This is a genomic window from Rhizobium sp. ERR 1071 (assembly GCF_007828675.1).
Classification (GTDB): Bacteria; Pseudomonadota; Alphaproteobacteria; order Rhizobiales; family Rhizobiaceae; genus Rhizobium; species Rhizobium dioscoreae.
In genome coordinates this window covers 91,910-109,551 of sequence record NZ_VITM01000012.1, presented here as the reverse complement: position 1 = coordinate 109,551, position 17,642 = coordinate 91,910, and the positions used below count along the sequence as shown (strand labels likewise).

The 17,642-nt window shown below is 61.1% G+C and carries 13 protein-coding genes; 5 read left to right on the top strand and 8 right to left on the bottom strand.

The genetic code is table 11. From position 1 onward, the window contains the following. Window positions 1-28 precede the first annotated feature (28 nt). The 5 genes from FBZ99_RS28345 (at window position 29) to trxA (ending at window position 8,768) form a co-directional block, all read left to right on the top strand. On the top strand, window positions 29-742 hold the full coding sequence (locus FBZ99_RS28345) for a hypothetical protein (RefSeq protein ID WP_113352876.1): 714 nt from the start codon (window positions 29-31) through the stop codon (window positions 740-742). Between the two features lie 143 nt (window positions 743-885). Then, window positions 886-1,617 carry a nucleotidyltransferase family protein gene (locus FBZ99_RS28340; RefSeq protein ID WP_113352875.1) on the top strand — a complete coding sequence of 244 codons (732 nt, stop codon included), beginning with the start codon at window positions 886-888 and terminating at the stop codon, window positions 1,615-1,617. A gap of 4 nt (window positions 1,618-1,621) precedes the next feature. Continuing rightward, complete coding sequence (addB, locus tag FBZ99_RS28335) at window positions 1,622-4,813, top strand: double-strand break repair protein AddB (protein ID WP_145636211.1); 3,192 nt, start codon at window positions 1,622-1,624, stop codon at window positions 4,811-4,813. After that, window positions 4,806-8,372 carry a double-strand break repair helicase AddA gene (gene addA, locus FBZ99_RS28330; RefSeq protein ID WP_113389650.1) on the top strand — a complete coding sequence of 1,189 codons (3,567 nt, stop codon included), beginning with the start codon at window positions 4,806-4,808 and terminating at the stop codon, window positions 8,370-8,372. Before addB ends, addA begins: the two co-directional genes overlap by 8 nt. Before the next feature lie 75 nt (window positions 8,373-8,447). Continuing rightward, entirely contained in the window at window positions 8,448-8,768 is a 321-nt protein-coding gene (gene trxA / locus FBZ99_RS28325) for a thioredoxin (protein WP_069613933.1), read from the top strand. A gap of 270 nt (window positions 8,769-9,038) precedes the next feature. Here the strand turns inward: trxA and FBZ99_RS28320 are convergent, their stop codons facing one another. From FBZ99_RS28320 to phaZ, 8 genes are all read right to left on the bottom strand, one after another. Further along, on the bottom strand, window positions 9,039-10,367 hold the full coding sequence (locus FBZ99_RS28320; RefSeq protein ID WP_173002577.1) for a bifunctional folylpolyglutamate synthase/dihydrofolate synthase: 1,329 nt from the start codon (window positions 10,365-10,367) through the stop codon (window positions 9,039-9,041). Window positions 10,368-10,423: 56 nt separating this feature from the next. Continuing rightward, on the bottom strand, window positions 10,424-11,335 hold the full coding sequence (gene accD / locus FBZ99_RS28315; RefSeq protein ID WP_069613931.1) for an acetyl-CoA carboxylase, carboxyltransferase subunit beta: 912 nt from the start codon (window positions 11,333-11,335) through the stop codon (window positions 10,424-10,426). A 109-nt stretch (window positions 11,336-11,444) separates the two neighbouring features. Then, entirely contained in the window at window positions 11,445-12,284 is an 840-nt protein-coding gene (trpA, locus tag FBZ99_RS28310; protein WP_113389651.1) for a tryptophan synthase subunit alpha, read from the bottom strand. 10 nt (window positions 12,285-12,294) lie between these two features. Beyond that, window positions 12,295-13,509 carry a tryptophan synthase subunit beta gene (trpB, locus tag FBZ99_RS28305; protein ID WP_113352870.1) on the bottom strand — a complete coding sequence of 405 codons (1,215 nt, stop codon included), beginning with the start codon at window positions 13,507-13,509 and terminating at the stop codon, window positions 12,295-12,297. Beyond that, window positions 13,506-14,180 (bottom strand): phosphoribosylanthranilate isomerase, encoded by a 675-nt coding sequence (locus FBZ99_RS28300; protein ID WP_069613928.1) that lies wholly within the window; start codon window positions 14,178-14,180, stop codon window positions 13,506-13,508. The genes trpB and FBZ99_RS28300 overlap by 4 nt, the downstream gene beginning before the upstream one ends. A gap of 275 nt (window positions 14,181-14,455) precedes the next feature. Further along, window positions 14,456-15,217: a M48 family metallopeptidase gene (locus FBZ99_RS28295; RefSeq protein ID WP_113389652.1), complete on the bottom strand. Its 762-nt coding sequence runs from the start codon at window positions 15,215-15,217 to the stop codon at window positions 14,456-14,458. A gap of 89 nt (window positions 15,218-15,306) precedes the next feature. Next, on the bottom strand, window positions 15,307-15,747 hold the full coding sequence (locus FBZ99_RS28290; protein WP_113333416.1) for a DUF2852 domain-containing protein: 441 nt from the start codon (window positions 15,745-15,747) through the stop codon (window positions 15,307-15,309). A gap of 320 nt (window positions 15,748-16,067) precedes the next feature. Next, a complete protein-coding gene (gene phaZ, locus FBZ99_RS28285) occupies window positions 16,068-17,345 on the bottom strand; it encodes a polyhydroxyalkanoate depolymerase (protein WP_113389653.1) in 1,278 nt (425 codons plus the stop codon). Window positions 17,346-17,642 lie beyond the last annotated feature (297 nt).

Genomic DNA, 17,642 nt, shown 5'->3' with positions numbered 1-17,642 from the left:
GAGACTTTGCAATAGGCAAAATCGGAACATGCTTTTAGGACGCCGGACGTTATTTTCGATTGCTTGGCTTTCCGGCTTTATGTTTTTGGTAAAGCGCGGTTTTGGAGACGATTTGGCCAGTCCTGATAAGCCAGAGCCTTTCGGCTACAAGACTGGTTGGTTGGCAATTAGCACCAGTGATACGACTGCGGTCATTAATCAACTCGGACTAACCCAGGTGCAGGCCGCGACATGGCGACGAGGGCTCGAAGAAACTCATGCCTATCCCCCGAAGGGAGTTCCCGTTTTTGTGTGCCCACCAATCAATGGCTGGACGCTCGTTGTCACAGGGCTAAACGTTGATGGTGATAGCGAGGCTTTACGGAAAGCTTTATGCGATCTGTCGAATAGATTTGGCGATGCCCAGTATTTTGCCTCTTATCGAGTGGTCAACGCTCAAGTATGGCAACGCGCACGCCACGGCGCAATGGAGCGGGCTTTCAGCGTAGCCGATGGTACCGTTACTCTGAATTTTGGCGCGACAACGCGCGATGAAATGGATCTCGGCCTGCCGGAAATTTCGGCGCTTACACCGGAGTATCTCACCAAAGCATCCGATCCTTTATACGACCGTTGGATTTTTGGCTCGGAGGATAATCCATCGCTGCTAGCCGAGAAGTGGAGTATCAATCCATTAAAAATTGGTACTGACTTCGCGACAACACCTTCGATAGGACACTTGGCTCAGATGCGATCGCTCTGACGGCCGGATTGGCGGCAATGGCTGGAAAGGACTCGACGCGTGGCGGCGAAGAAAAGCAGAACTGCTCTACCGAACCAAGACTGGCGACGGCTTTCCGGCCTTGTGCTATGGAAAGAAGATATGAATCGAAAGTTCGAGACGAAATGACCATCAAGCAAGCCATGGTTTTGGCCGCGGGGCTTGGAACCCGCATGCGACCGATCACTGACACCATCCCGAAGCCACTGGTGAAGATCGCCGGCAAGCCGATGATCGATTATACGCTGGATGCATTGGTGCAGGCGGGGGTCGAGCGGGCCGTCGTCAACGTCCATCACCATGCCGACCAGATGGAGGCGCATCTCCGCAGCTATCGCGGGCTTGAAATCCTGATTTCCGACGAGCGGGACGCGCTGATGAACAATGGCGGCGGCCTCGTCAAAGGCCTGAAACTTCTGAGCCGCGATCCGGTGTTCGTTATGAACGCCGATCTGTTCTGGATCGGTGAGAAGCCAGGCCATCCCACCAATCTGGAAAAGTTAGCCGGATTCTACGATGAGCAGCGCATGGACATGGCTATGCTCTGCGTCGAACTAGAACGGACTACTGGCCATAACGGCAAGAATGACTTCGCCATGGCGCAAGACGGAAGGCTCGCCCGCTACCGCGATGTCGGACGCGACGGCGTCGTCTATGCCGGCGCAATTGCGATGAGCCCCTCTTTCCTCGATGATGCGCCTGATGATGCTTTCAACGTCAATATCTACTTCGACAAGGCCATCGAGCGCGGCCGGCTCTACGGCACCCTGATGGATGGTCACTGGTTGACAGTCGGTACGCCGGAAGCAATCGGCGAGGCGGAGGAAGCGATCCGGAATTTCCGGGCGTTTGCGTGAGCCTATGGCAGGCGGACACCGGCAGCGCATTCTGACGATTCCGGCAGGCCTGCCCTTCCTGAAAACGCTGGCGTCGGCTCTCTGCGATGGCCGGCTGACCGAGCATTTCCACCATGATCCGAGCGACCCGTTGTCGCTCGCCAAGGTCAGCATCTTCCTGCCGACGCGGCGCGCGGCGCGCGTGCTGCGTTCGGAATTCGTCGATCTGCTCGGCGGCCGCTCCGCCATCCTGCCGGTCATTCGCCCTCTTGGAGAAACCGATGACGACAGCGGCTATTTCGAAGAAGCCTTGCCCGAAACGGCGGATCTCGCGCAACCGCTTGCCAATACGGCGCGACTTCTTGAGCTGGCGCGGCTGATCCTTGCGTGGCGCAACAAGCTGCCGCAGATCGTCCGCGACATTCACTCCGATTCGCCGCTAGTCGCACCCGCGAGCCCAGCGGATGCCATATGGCTCGCACGCAATCTCGCCGAGCTCATCGACTCGCTGGAGACCGAGGATCGCGAATGGAGCGAGCTTGCCAGCCTCAGCGCGGAGGATCATGCGCTCTGGTGGCAGCTGACGGCCGAATTTCTGGCGATCGCAAGCGCCTTCTGGCCGGCGCGCCTCGAAGAACTCGGCAAATCATCGCCCACCCGCAACCGCAACGCCATTCTGCGTGCGGAAGCGCAGCGCATGTCCACCATGCGCCATCCCGGCCCGGTCATCATTGCCGGCTCGACGGGCTCGGTGCCGGCAACGGCTGAGCTGATCGCAGCCGTTGCCGCCCTGCCGCAAGGTGTCATCGTGCTCCCCGGCCTCGATCTTTCGATGCCTGAGGAAGATTGGCAGCTGGTGGCGCCGGAGACATCGATTGGCGAGAGAGCCGATCCGACCACACGCAGCCATCCGCAATATGGTCTTTCGCTGCTGCTGAAACGATTGCAGGTCACCCGGCGTGATGTCGAAACTGTCGCGGATGCGTCTGAAACCATGCAGATGCGGGCGCAGATCCTGTCTCGAGCGCTGGCGCCGGCCAAGGCGACGAGCGGCTGGGGAAGCTGGCGCAAGACGCTCGCTCCCGATGCGATCTCGGGCGCATTTGCCGATGTCGCGCTGATCGAAGCAGCCAATGAACGCGAGGAGGCGACCGCGATCGCCATCGCCTTGCGGCTGGCGTTGGATAAGCCGGGGCGCAACGGCGGTGAAAGCCAGGCGGCCTTGATCACGCCCGACCGCAATCTCGCCCGGCGTGTGACGGCCGAGCTTGCCCGTTTCGGCATCACCGCCGACGATTCGGCCGGGACGCCGCTGAATGCCACGCCACAGGGTACGTTGCTGCAATTGCTGCTGGAGGCATCCCTTCGCCCTGGCGATCCCGTTGCCGTCGTCTCACTGCTCAAGCATCCCCTCGCCTTGTTCGGCCTGTCGGCGGAAATACACCAGCCAGGAGTCGATGCGCTGGAGGTTCTTGCGCTCAGGGGCGGCGTCGATCACGTCGAGATCAGTCGGCTGGGAGCCCTGCTTGACGACCGCGTGGCGGAGCAGGCCAATGACCGCCATACGCCGCAATGGCGCAAAGCACTGCCGCCTGAGACCATCGAGCATGCGCGGGCGCTGGCCCAGCGAGTGACCGCGGCATGCGAACCTCTGGTATCGACGCTTTCCCTGCCCGCGTCAGAAGGCCTCCTCACACTTTCGGATTGGGCGGAGCGCACCGGCCGTGCCCTGGAAGCCGTCGCCGTCGACGAGCGTGGCAGCCTGGCAGGCCTTTGGGCGGGCGAAGCCGGGGACACGCTTGCCAGCCTACTCCGGGATATCATTGAGACCGAGGGTCAGCTTGAGGCCGATGGCGTGCAGTGGATCGATATCATGGCCGCGCTCTGCGTCGGCCAAGCGGTGAAGCCGCGGGCGCTCAGCCATCCTCGCCTCTTCATCTTCGGTACGCTGGAAGCACGCCTACAGAGCGTCGACACGCTGATCCTCGGCGGGTTGAACGAAGGATCCTGGCCGGGGCAGACGGCAAACAATCCCTTCATTTCGCGCGGCATGAAGACAGAGATCGGCCTGGAGCCGCCGGAGCGCCGCATCGGCCAGCTCGCGCACGATTTCGAAATGGCGAACGGCACGCGCGATCTGATCTATTCCCGCGCGCTGCGTCAGGGCTCGACACCGACAGTCGCGTCGCGCTGGCTGCAGCGGCTGATAGCGCTTGGCGGCAAAGAATTAGAGGACGCAATGAAGGCGCGCGGCGACCAGTATCGCCATTGGGCAGGGATGATCGACGAGGGCGAAAATCAGGCTCCGGCGCTGCGGCCGGCACCGAAGCCGCCGGCGGAACTGCAGCCGAAAAGCTATTCCTTCAGCGAAGTGGGCCGGCTGCGGCGGGACCCCTACTCCATCTATGCCCGGCGCGTGCTGCGGCTCGATCCTGTGGAGCCGTTCAATCGCGATCCCGGCCCAGCCGAACGTGGTACGCTCTATCACAAGATCATCGATCGTTTCGTCCGCGAAGGGCATGTGGCCGGCACGGCGGATGCGGCGCTGGCCATGGATCGGATCATCGCCGAGCTCTTCGATGCCGAGCGGCTGCCCGTCCATATCGACAGCGTCTGGCGCCCGCGCTTTCGCGAGGTGGCGCGCGCCTTCCTTGATTGGGAAGCGGAACGGCGGCCGGCGGTTCGCAAGACGGCGACGGAAGTGCCGGCCGGCGTGGAGATCGAGCCGATCGGCATTCGGTTGACCGGCGTTGCCGACCGTATCGACATTAAGAACGACAAGGGCGCAGACCTCATCGACTACAAGACCGGCTACAATCCCTCTCCGCCACAAGCGCGTGCGCTGCTCGATCCACAGCTGGCACTGGAAGCCTATGCGCTGAAGGCCGGTGCTTTCCGCAATATCGGCGCACTGATCCCCGAGAACCTGCTTTATGTTAGGCTGCGGCCCGGCGATCGCTTCAAGGTCGACCAGGTCAACAACGAGCATTCCAGCCGCGGCGGCAAGGCGGAAACCAAGTCGGCTATGGATCTCGCGCAGGAATCGATGGACCAGCTGGTGAAATTCGTGTCGCTGCTGCAATCGGGCGACAAGGGGTTTTCCTCGCGGCTGATCCCCGCCCAGCAGTTCGAATATGGCGGTGACTACGATCACCTCGCCCGCGTTTCGGAATGGTCGACGGCCGAGACCGAGCAGGAAGGCGGCGGCGATGAGTGACTTTCCCGCCGATGATATCGCCATCCTGCCCGAAAGCGACGATCCCGGCGTCTGGATCAGCTGGACGACGATCCAGCAATCGATCGCCTCTGACCCCGAACGCTCGGCCTGGGTTTCGGCCAATGCCGGCTCCGGCAAGACGCATGTGCTGACGCAACGCGTCATCCGCCTGCTTCTTTCCGGCGCGCGGCCCTCGGCGATCCTCTGCCTTACCTATACCAAGGCCGCGGCCTCCGAAATGTCCAACCGCGTCTTCGACAGGCTCGCTGCCTGGGCAACCATGCCGGACGACGAGCTGAAGACGCGTATTGCCGATATCGAGGGCAAGGAGCCGGATCTATTCAAGCTCGCAGCGGCGCGGCGGCTTTTTGCCAAGGCGCTGGAAACGCCAGGCGGACTAAAGATCCAGACCATCCACGCGTTTTGCGAGGCCTTGCTGCATCAGTTCCCGCTCGAGGCCAATGTCGCCGGCCACTTCTCCGTACTCGATGATCGGGCGGCCGAAGTCCTGCTCGACGATGCGCGCCGTGCGCTGCTGACATCCACGACGCCCCACGGCGACGCCGAATTGGCGCGGGCCTTCGATTATGTCCTCGATCTCGGTGACGAATCGGGACTTGAGACGCTACTTGGCGATATCATTGCCAATCGCAATGCGATCCGCCGCTTTACCGAGACGGCCGAACGCAACGGCGGTGTCGAAACTGCGTTGCTTGCTCGGCTTGGCCTTTCGCCCGGTGAGACGGAAAGGAGCATTGCCGAGCAATATTGGCCGTTGCCCGGTCTGTCTGGTGCAACGCTGGAGCTTTACCTAACGCTTGCCGACGAGAAGGGCGGTGCCAAGGCTCAGGAAGTGGCTTATGCGCTGCGCCTTGCCAAGCGCGAGGCAGATCCGCTTGCCCGCGCCGAGATCCTCGAAAAGGCCATGCTGACCGCCAAGGGCGAGCCGAAATCGGACAGCCAGTTCTTCGTCAAGGCAATGCTCGCCGATGTGCCTGCCCTCGCCGATGCCGTGGCTGCGGCGCGCGCCCATGTCGTTGCCAGCCGCGACCGGCTGAAGCTGATGCGGATGTATCGGGCCACCCATGCTGCGCTCATTCTCGCCGATCGTCTGAATCGCGACTATGAGGAGCTGAAGAAGCGGCGCAGCCAGCTCGATTTCGAAGACCTCATCACCCGCACGGCCGACCTTCTTACCAAGAAGGATGTCGGGCCGTGGATCCACTACAAGCTGGATCAGGGCATCGATCACATTCTCGTCGACGAAGCGCAGGATACGAGCCCGATCCAGTGGAGCGTCATCCAGTCGTTGGCGGAGGATTTCTTCTCCGGTGACAGCGCCCGGCCGACGCTGCGCACGATCTTTGCCGTGGGTGACGAGAAGCAGTCGATCTATTCGTTCCAGGGCGCCCGGCCCGAACGATTCTCCGAGGAGAGCGACCGCACAAGACGGCGCGTGGCGGCGAGCGGCCAGCAATTCTCATCGATCCGCCTGCCGCTGTCCTTCCGCTCGACGGCCGATGTGCTCGGCGCCGTCGATCATGTCTTTACCAGTCCGGAGAATGCTCGGGGGCTTAGCGCCGTTAACGAGCCTGTCGTGCATCGTTCCAGCCGCATCGGCCACCCCGGCGCCGTCGATCTCTGGGAAATGATTGCGCCGGAGCCGGCCGCCAAGGAAGAGGATTGGACGGCACCGTTCGATTCGACCCCGGAGAGCGCACCTGCTGCCATCCTGGCGCGGCGGATGGCGCATACGATCGGCAATCTCATCGGCCGGGAAACGATCATTGAGAAGGGTAAGGCGCGTTTCATCGAGGCCGGCGACATTCTCGTGCTGGTGCGCAAGCGCGACAGCTTCGTCAACGCGCTGACCCGAGCGCTGAAGCGGCGCGGCAACATTCCCGTCGCCGGCGCCGATCGTCTGGTGCTGACGAGCCATATCGCCATTCAGGATCTTCTGGCGCTTGGCCGTTTCCTGTTGCTGCCGGAGGACGATCTCTCGCTCTGTGCGCTGCTGAAGAGCCCCTTGTTCGACCTCAGCGAAGAGGATGTCTTTGCGGTCGCCGCCTATCGCGATGACGAGGAAGGCGTCTGGAGCCATCTGCAGAGATTTGCCGCCGACGGCCATGACCGCTTCAGGCAGGTGGTCGAACGGCTGAAAACCTTTCTTGCTCTGTCCAAGAGCCTGCCCGTGCATGATTTCTATGCCCGCGTGCTTGGCAGCTTCGGCGGCAGGCGGAAATTTCTGGCGCGGCTCGGCACCGAAGTCAGCGATATTCTCGACGAATTCCTGACCTTCACGCTCGATCATGAAACCAGCGGCCTGCCCGGCCTGCAATCCTTCATCTCGACGCTGGAGCTGGAAGCACCGACGGTCAAGCGCGAGCAGGACAAGGGCCGCAACGAAGTGCGGATCATGACGGTGCATGCCTCGAAAGGGCTGGAGGCACCGATCGTCTTCCTCGTCGATGGTGGCGGCAAGGCCTTTACCCATACGCATCTGCCGAAGCTGCGGCTGATCGAAGCCGATAGGGACGAAATCCCGCTGCCGGTCTGGGTGCCGATCTCGGCGCTCGCCAATTCGCTGACGCAGGCCGATACGGCGCGGCTGCAGGCACTGGCGGAGGAGGAATATCGCCGCCTGCTCTATGTTGGCATGACACGCGCCGCCGACCGCCTGATCATTTGCGGCTACCGCGGCATCCGCGAGAATGCCGATACCTGGCATGCGATGATTTCCGCGGCGCTGCGCGGGCAAGAACTGTACTGCACGCAGAAGACCTTCACCGGCCCGGATGGCGACTGGCAGGGCTTGAGCTGGCGGGTTGCCCAGGTTCAGCTCGAATTCGAGACCGCAAGAGAGCATGAGAAGCGTTCGGAGCGCGTCGGCCTGCCGGCGGGTCTCAGCCGGCCATTGCCGCCGCAAAAAAGCCTACCGCGGCCGCTCAGCCCCTCCGGCGTCGGCACCGTCATCGACGAGGAAGCCGACGATCTGTTGGTGACTTCGGCGCTTTTCGGCGAGAAAACCAAAACCGACCGCGCCCTTCAGAAAGGCCGTTTCATTCACCGCATGCTGCAGACCTTGCCCGAAATCGCGCCCGAGGAGCGCGCCGATGCCGCCCGTCGCTATGCCGAACGAGCGGCGCGCTTCTGGCCTCAGGCCGAGCAAGAGGCGCTGGTGAAGTCCGTCATGGCGCTGCTGTCGCATCCTGACCTGCAGGGCACCTTCAGCACCCATGCGCAAGCCGAAGTCTCGATCATGGGTACGCTGAAGCTCGGCAACCAATCCTATGCCGTCTCCGGCCGCATCGACCGGTTGGCTGATCTGGACGACCGCGTCGTCATCCTCGACTATAAGACGAATCGCGTGCCGCCTGACTGGGAAAGCAACATCCCCTTCGCGCATAAGGCGCAGCTTGCCATCTATCGCGAGATCCTTTCGCCGCTCTATCCGGGAAAGCGCATCGACTGCATGCTGGTCTATACCGAAAATGCCTCGATCTACACGCTGTCGGACGAGGTGCTTGCATTGGCGCTTGCGGAGCTCGAGACAAAGTGAAATACCAGATATTGAAATCTGGGCACCGCACCATCACATATCTAGCAACCCGTAAATCCTGGTAAGGAGCAGCCTATGGCTACCGTTAAAGTCGATACCTCCAACTTCGCCACCGAAGTGCTGCAGTCTGCAGAGCCTGTCGTCGTTGATTTCTGGGCCGAATGGTGCGGTCCGTGCAAGATGATCGCCCCGGCTCTGGAAGAGCTCGCCGTGCAGTTCGAAGGCAAGGTCAAGGTTGCCAAGCTCAACATCGACGAGAATCCGGAACTGGCCGCCCAGTTCGGCGTTCGCTCGATCCCGACGCTCGCCATGTTCAAGGCTGGCGAAGTCGCTGACATCAAGGTCGGCGCCGCTCCCAAGACGGCCCTGCAGAGCTGGATCTCCAGCGCAGCCTAATCCGTATCGATTGTATGGAACAAGAGCCCCGCTTCGGCGGGGTTTTTTGTTGGTCGGAGAGCACAGGCCATCTTCTCCCTTCGAGGCTTCGCGCCTCAACAACGGTGTTGTGCTTGCACTTGCTCATGGGCCGCCGCCCTGATCCTTCGACAGGCTCAGGATGAGGTGGAGCGAGTTGCCAACCAGATGAGGAGCGGCCCTCATGGTGAGGAGGCCCGCAGGGCCGTCTCGAAGCACGAGAGCAGGTGGTGAGTAACAACCCCGCCGGAATTACCGCGGCGGCGTGCCGTTGTCGGCAAGAACATCGCCGACCAGATAGAGGGAACCGCCGATCAGGATGCGCGGTGCCGGCGAATTCGCCACAGTCATAGCCTTGATCGCATCCAGCGCCTCGCCCACAGTCGACATGGGCTCTGCGATCAGACCGGCATCGTAGGCGGCATTCGCCAGGATGACCGGATCGACCATGGCTTCGCTGCCGCGAATCGGCACGCAATAGACTTTCTCCGCAAGACCGGCAAAAGCCTTGAAATAGCCGATTGGATCCTTGGTGTTGATCATTCCAATGATCAGGAATAAGGGCCGCGGCTGACGCTCTTCAAAATTGGCCATGGCCTCGGCGATGACTTCGCCGGCGCCAGGATTGTGGCCGCCATCGATCCAGATCTCGGCGCGTTCGGGCGCATTTGCCACCAGATCGCCTTCCGTCAGCCGCTGCAGGCGGCCCGGCCATTCGACCGATGTCATCGCCTTTTCCATCATCGCTTCGGTGACGACGAAACCAGCGGCCTTGACGGCGCGGATGGCGGCAGCGGCATTGCCATATTGGTGACGGCCCGGCAGCCGCGGCAGCGGCAGATCGGCCAAACCGAACTCGTCCTGATAGACCAGCTTGCCATATTCCTCATGGGCGGAAAAATCCTGGCCGAAGACGGCGGTCGGGCAACGAAGCCGCTCGGCCGTGGAGATCAGCACGTCGAGCGCGGCATCATAGTCCTGATGGCCGATGACGACGGGATGGCCCGGCTTCATGATGCCTGCCTTTTCCGCTGCGATCAGTTCGACGCGGTCGCCGAGATAGGGCTGGTGATCGAGCGAGATCGGCATGATGACGGAAACGGCCGGATCGGAAAGGACATTGGTGGCATCGAAACGGCCGCCAAGTCCGACCTCGATGATCGCGACATCAGCCGGATGCTCGGCAAAGAGGAGAAAGGTCGCGGCCGTCAGGATTTCGAAGACGGTGATCTTCTGCCCCTCATTCGCCTTGGCGATGCGCCTGAGCACATCGGCGAACACGGTATCGTCGACGAGCTTGCCGCGGCCACCCTTGACGCCGATACGGTAGCGCTCGTGCCAGTTGACGAGATGCGGCGAGGTATGGACATGGACGCTATAGCCACCCGCTTCGAGCAGTGCACGGCAAAAGGCCGTCACCGAACCCTTGCCATTGGTGCCGGCGACATGGATCACCGGCGGCAATTTCTGGTGGGGATTTCCGAGGACGTCGAGCAGGCGGGTTATTCGTTCCAGAGACAGATCGAAGCCCTTGGGATGCAATCCCATGAGCTTCTCGATCTCGCGTGCTGCCTCGCTCATTGCGGACTGATCCATAGACGTCATCCCGCACCTCCGCCCGTCGGCAATCGATGATGTCAGGCGCTCGCTGCTATCGCCAGTGCCGCGCCATTCTTGTTCTTGACCGATACGTCGTTTGCCGGCGCCTTGGTCAGGATCTTCAGAAGCGTCGCCAAAGTGTCCGGAATGTCATGACGCTTGACGACCATGTCCACCATCCCGTGCTCCAGCAGGTATTCCGAGGTCTGGAAGCCCTCGGGAAGCTTTTCGCGCAGCGTCTGCTCGATCACGCGCTTGCCGGCAAAGCCGATTTCGGCGCCGGGTTCGGCGAGATGAATGTCACCCAGCATGGCGTAGGAGGCCGTGACGCCGCCGGTCGTCGGGTTGGTCAGAACCACGACGTAGGGCTGGCCAGCTTCCTTCAGCATGTCGACGGCGACCGTCGTGCGCGGCAGCTGCATCAGCGACAGGATGCCTTCTTGCATGCGGGCGCCGCCCGAAGCCGGGAACATGACCAGCGGACACTTTTCGGCGATAGCGCGCTCGAAAGCCTTCACGATGGCTTCGCCGGCGGCCATGCCGAGCGAACCGCCGATAAAGTTGAATTCATGCACGACAGCCACGAGCTTCAGACCACGGACCTTGCCGAGGCCGGCAAGAATCGTATCCTCCTGCTCGGTCTTGAGGCGACTGTCCTTCAGGCGGTCGGTATATTTCTTCGAGTCGCGGAACTTCAACGGGTCCTGCGCGACCTTCGGCTGCGGCAGGGCTTCGTATTCACCATTGTCGAAGAGATCGGCAAGACGGGCCTTGGCCGGCATCTTCATGTGGAAGCCGGATGCGGGGATGACCCACTTGTTCTCTTCCAGATCCTTATGGAAGACCATTTCGCCCGTTTCCGGGCACTTGATCCAGAGATTCTCCGGAACCTCGCGACGGCCCAGCATGGAATTGATCCGCGGGCGGACGTAGTTCGTGATCCAGTTCAATTCGAAACTCCTAATCGACCGAATTAATCGATATCCTAGTCGTCACCAAATGCCCATAGGGCTTTTCCCTCAATCCGCAGGGGATTGCTGAGAGGCCTATATGGGGAAACTATTCGGCGGCAACAAGGCGGGCGGAACGCGTTCCCGTCGACAGGCCGCGCACCAGGGTGGCGACAGCCTGGATGGTGTCTGCCGTTGCCTTGCCATCCTTCGTGAGGCTGGTGGCAATCTGATTGACGATCGCGGTACCGACGACGACGCCATCGGCGGCAGCGCCGATCAGCTTGGCGTGCTCGGCGGTCTTGACGCCGAAGCCGACGCAGACCGGCAACTCGGTGTGCTGCTTAATGCGCTTGACGGCGCCCGACACAAGCGACGGATCCGGCAGCGCCGAACCGGTGATGCCGTTCATAGAGACGTAATAGACGAAGCCGGTCGTGTTCTTCAGAACCGTCGGCAGGCGCTTGTCGTCGGTGGTCGGCGTTGCCAGGCGGATGAAGTTGATGCCCTTGCGGATCGCCGGAATGCAAAGCTCGTCATCCATTTCCGGCGGCAGGTCGACGACGATCAGGCCGTCGATGCCGGCAGCCAGCGCATCATCGAGGAACCTTTCGACACCGTAGATGTAGATCGGATTGTAATAGCCCATCATCACGATCGGCGTATCGGCATCGACTTTCCGGAAATCGGCGGCGAGCTGCAGGGTCTTCTTCAGCGTCTGGCCGGCCTTCAGGGCGCGCTGGCCGGCAAGCTGGATCGCGGGACCGTCGGCCATGGGATCGGAAAAGGGCATTCCGAGTTCGATAACGTCGGCGCCGGCTTCCGGCAGCGCCTTCATGATGCCGAGGGAGGTCTCGTAATCGGGATCGCCGCCCATGAAATAGGTGACGAGTGCCGGGCGGCCTTCAGCCTTCAAAGCGGCGAAGCGTTTGTCCATACGTGCGGTCATGGCGTCTAACTCACATTCCCAGAATCTTGCCGACGGTGAAGATGTCCTTGTCACCACGGCCGGAGAGGTTCATCAGGATGATCTCATCCTTGCCCATCTTGGGGGCGCGCTTGATCACTTCGGCGAGCGCATGGCTCGGCTCGAGCGCCGGGATAATGCCTTCGAGGCGCGTCAGCGTCTGGAAGGCTTCGAGCGCCTCATGGTCCATGATCGGCACATATTCGGCGCGGCCGATATCGTTCAGCCAGGAATGTTCCGGGCCGATGCCGGGATAATCGAGGCCGGCCGAAATCGAATGACCTTCCTTGATCTGGCCGTCGCCATCCTGCAGCAGGTAGGTGCGGTTGCCATGCAGCACGCCGGGCGAACCGGCGGTGATGGAGGCGCAATGCTCATCACCCTGCAGGCCCTTGCCGCCGGCTTCGACGCCGACGATCTTGACGCCCTCGTCATCCAGGAACGGATGGAAGATGCCGATGGCATTCGAGCCGCCGCCAACAGCCGCTATGACGAGATCCGGCAAGCGGCCTTCGGCTTCCAGGATCTGCGCGCGGGCTTCGGTGCCGATCACGGCCTGGAAATCGCGAACCATTTCCGGATAGGGATGCGGGCCGGCGGCCGTACCGATCAGATAATAGGTGTCGTCGACATTGGTGACCCAGTCGCGAAGGGCTTCGTTCATGGCGTCCTTCAGCGTGCCGCTGCCGGCCGTTACCGGAACAACCTCGGCGCCCAAGAGCTTCATGCGGAAGACGTTCGGCGCCTGGCGCTCGACATCGGTCGCGCCCATGTAGACGACGCAGGGCAGGCCGAAGCGGGCGGCAACCGTCGCCGAGGCCACGCCATGCTGACCGGCGCCGGTTTCAGCGATGATGCGGGTCTTGCCCATGCGCTTGGCGAGCAGGATCTGGCCGATGCAGTTGTTGATCTTGTGCGAGCCGGTGTGGTTCAGCTCTTCACGCTTGAAGTAGATCTTGGCGCCGCCAAGCTCGGCCGTCAGGCGCTCGGCGAAATAAAGCGGGCTCGGGCGGCCGATATAATGCGTGCCGAGAGCCTTCAGCTCTGCCTGGAAGGCCGGATCGTCCTTCGCCTTCGCCCATTCCTCCTGCAGATCCAGGATCAGCGGCATAAGCGTTTCGGCTACGAAACGTCCGCCGTAAATGCCGAAACGGCCATCCTCGTCGGGGCCGGAGCGGAAGGAATTGAGTTTAGGCGTCTGGTTCACTTTCTACTCCCTGCTGCCGGTTCCGGCAGACATGCTTCTGCAAAAGCGTCGAAAAACTGGTCGATCTTGCCGAGATCCTTCACACCAGGCGCACTTTCCAGCGCCGAGGAAAGATCGATACCGCTGGCCTTGGTGGAGGCCAGTGCCTCGGCGACATTGTCCTTGTTGACACCGCCGGACAGCATATAGTCCACCCGATCGTCGACCCAACTCATCAAGCTCCAATCGAAGGATACGCCATTTCCGCCCGGCAGCTCCGAACCAACAGGCGGCTTGGCGTCGAACAGGAAGCGGTCGGCAATACCGATATAGGATTCCACCCGCTTTAGATCGTCGGCGTCTCGCACCGACATGGCCTTCATGACGGGGACATTATAGACCGCTTTGATGGTCAAGACACGCTCGGGGCTCTCATTGCCGTGGAGCTGCAGCATATCCGGCTTCACCAACGACATGATCTCATCGAGATCGTCATTGGTCGGGTTGACCGTGACGGCGACAACCTTCGCCTTGCCGCGCGCGCGCTCGGCAAGCTCGCCGGCGAGATCCGGCTCGATATAGCGCGGGCTTTTTTCAAAGAAGATAAAGCCGATATGGGTAGCACCGCGCTCAAGAGCACGATCCACCGCCTCCGGCGTCTTCAGACCACAAATTTTGATATCGGGGTTCATGGCAGCGGAGTGACACGAAATTTCGCAAGAGTCGAGCCTAAAGGCGACGTTGGGGGGATTTTTGCGTGGCTCCAAGGCCATCGTATATGAAATAGAAAGTGCCCCTCACCCAGCCCTCTCCCCGTTTTGACGGGAAGAGGGGCAATCTGGCAAAACTCCTTCGCCCCGCGTGCGGGGAGAAGGTGGACTCGAACAGTTGAGCGAAGCGAACTGTGAGAGGACGGATGATGGGCCAACCTGCCTATATGCGATTGCCTTGCGCACCTCTATGCAGCTCAATCAAAATCAATCGCATGCAGCTGGCTGCCGTGGCGCTTCAGCCAGGCTTTGGCCTCGTCCATATCGGGGCAGAGTTTGCGGCAGAGCGCCCAGAAGCGCGGGCCATGGTTCATTTCGCGCAAATGTGCGACTTCGTGGGCGGCGAGGTAATCGATGACCAGGGGCGGCGCCATGACGATGCGCCAGGAGAAGCTCAGGTTCCCTTGCGAGGAGCAGGAGCCCCAACGGCTGCGGGTATCCTTCATGGTGACGGACGTGACGCTGGCGCGGATGGCCTTGGCGTGGACAGTCACGAGCTTTTCTAGATCGGCGCGGGCCTCTTTCTTCAGGAAAGTGGCGATGCGGCGGCCGGCATGTTCCGGCATGCCGCTGACGCGCAGCACCGGAACGCCCTCGACGACGATGGCTTCGGTGAGGCCCCGCAAGGTTCCGGTGTGCTCGATCCGGTGGCGCACGCCGCGCAGGAGGATTTCGCTGCCGCCGCGCAGGCTGTTGTCGACGGAGAATTTCGCGAGCTTGGTCAGCAGCCAACCCTGATGCCTATCGAGGAAGGCATTGACCTCGCGTGCCGCCAGGCCACGCGGGATGGTCATCTTCAGCGATCGCCCGCCAGGCTCGATCCGGAGCGTGATGCGGGTGGCGCGCTCGTGCTGGCGGATCGTCAGGGGCATCAACCGGCCGGCAACATCGAGCGTACGCGTTTCCGGTGCGGCCACCTTGGCTTGCGGTTTGCGGGGTCTGGAGAGCAGCGGAAACATGAGGCAGTTTTATATGATTCGCGGGGATTTCTGGCAAAGAAAAACCGGCATCGAGCGATGCCGGTTTTGACCTCGTGACGGAACTCCCGTCACGGCGTCTTGAACTCGGTTGGCGAGCCGCCATTGTCATTGCGCTTGACGCTGTTGCGCTCGCGCATGAAGCGGTCGAATTCTTCCTGATCCTTGGCGCGGCGCAGTTCGCGAGCATAAGCATCGAATTCGGCGCGCATTTCGTCCAGCTTGCGGCGCTCCTGTTCGAGGCGCTCAAGCTCTGCCCGGCGCCAGTCGTCGAAGGCGACGTTGCCGGTGGAGGAAAAGGAATGGCGATGACGATTGCGATAGCGTCCGCAGCCAGCAAACATGCCGTCGGTCCTTTCATTCACATCCCGTTTGAATTCCCGCAAACGTTCTCCGAAGAGAATATAGGCGAGCATGGCGAAGCCAAGCGGCCAGAAGACCACGAAGCCAAGCACCATCAGGGCAATAGTAGCCGGAGTCCAATCCGGGCGAAGCAATGCAGATTGGTTCATTGTCAGGTATCCTCGCACTGCGCATTGCCCCTCGACCGACACCGGTCAATGGTCAGGCTTCTGCGCGGTTTTTAAAGCTCTACCTGCATCTCAGCGCGTTCCAAGGACGCGCGGCGCGGTAAACGGCCCGATCATCTCTGCGGTACCGCCGGAATCGAGATGGTAACCTATTCGTGAGGCTTCAATGGGATCGCTTGATGGAATCGGACAAGTGCTTGAATCGGCGCGGATAATTCAACAAAAGCTAATATTTTGCATAGTAGGGCAGTTCGGCTCATCAACAAGTTCCGAACTGCCCTATCTATTTGATCTTACTTCTTTCAAGCGGATTTTCCGCCCTTGATGACCCGCTTGACCACCGACCGGCCGGTGCGGGCATGTTCGCGGGTGAAGGCCAGGATGCGCGGCGCAATTTCGCGGCGGAAGCGCGAGCCGTTGAAGACGCCGTAGTGGCCGACATCCGGCTGCAGGTAGTGCATGCGCATATGGTCGGGGATATTGGTGCAGATGGTCTGCGCCGCATGCGTCTGCCCGACGCCGGAGATATCGTCGTTTTCGCCTTCGACGGTTAGAAGCGCGACGTTGCGAATAGCTGAGGGATCGACGCGCTCGCCGCGATGCATCAGCTCGCCCTTTGGCAGCGCATGCTTCATGAAGACCTGATCGACCGTCTGCAGATAGAATTCCGCCGTCAGATCCATGACCGCCAGATATTCATCGTAGAAATCGCGGTGCTTCTCCGCCGGTTCGCCGTCATTCTTGACGAGGTGCACAAAGAAGTCCTTGTGCGCGATCATATGTCGGTCGAGGTTCATCGACATGAAGCCGGAAAGCTGCAGGAAGCCGGGGTAGACCGGCCGCATGAAGCCCGGCTGCGGCCAGGGCACGTTCATGACCACATTGTCGGCGAACCATTCCAGCGGCTTTTCCTTGGCAAGCTGGTTGACCGCCGTCGGATTGATGCGGGTATCGATCGGGCCACCCATCAGCGTCATGGATGAGGGTGCCAGGCGATCACCCGCCGCTTCCATCACAGCAGCGGCGGCCAGGACAGGCACCGACGGCTGGCAGACGGCGACGACATGCGTATCCGGCCCGAGGTGGTGCAGCATCTCGATGATGTAATCGATATAGTCGTCGAGATCGAAGGTGCCTTCAGTCATCGGCACCATGCGGGCATCGATCCAATCGGTGATGTAGACATCGGCACCCGGCAGCAGTGCTTCCACGGTGCCGCGCAGCAGCGTCGCATAATGGCCCGACATCGGCGCGACGATCAGGATGCGCGGATCGGCGCTGTGGCCGGCGGGCAGGCTGCGCTCGAAATGGATGAGATTGCAGAAGGGCTTCTTCCAGACGATCTTTTCGTGAACCGAGACCGGTTTGCCGTCGATCACCGTCTCCGGAAGGCCGAATTCCGGCTTGCCGTAGCGCCGGGTGGTGCGCTCGAAAACTTCGAGACTGGCCGTCAAGGTGCGGCCGAATACCGTATGCGAAAGGGGATTAAGGGGATTGGCATAGGCCAGGCGCATCATGTCCGCCGCGGCGCGAAAGGGTGCGAGAGCGGCGTGATTGAGTTCGTAAAACTGATAAAACATGGGGGCTTTACCTTTCGTGATGCGAGGGCATTCGGCCGCGCAGATCACCTAAATCATTGAAGCGCACGCGCCTTGCGTGTCGCTGCCTTCACTGCGGCGCTCCTCCGGTCGCGCTGTGCAGCAGGATAATGACGGTTCCTCGTGCGCGATCATTATCCTTCCTATAATCCAACCTAGCAGTTTTTGCTGCAGAGCAACATAACTACAATTGGTTCTTATCGATAAAAAACGCCGGAGAATTGCTTCCCCGGCATCAAGAATGATCTCAAAAGGTTAAAGTTCCTGAGCTTCGCACGC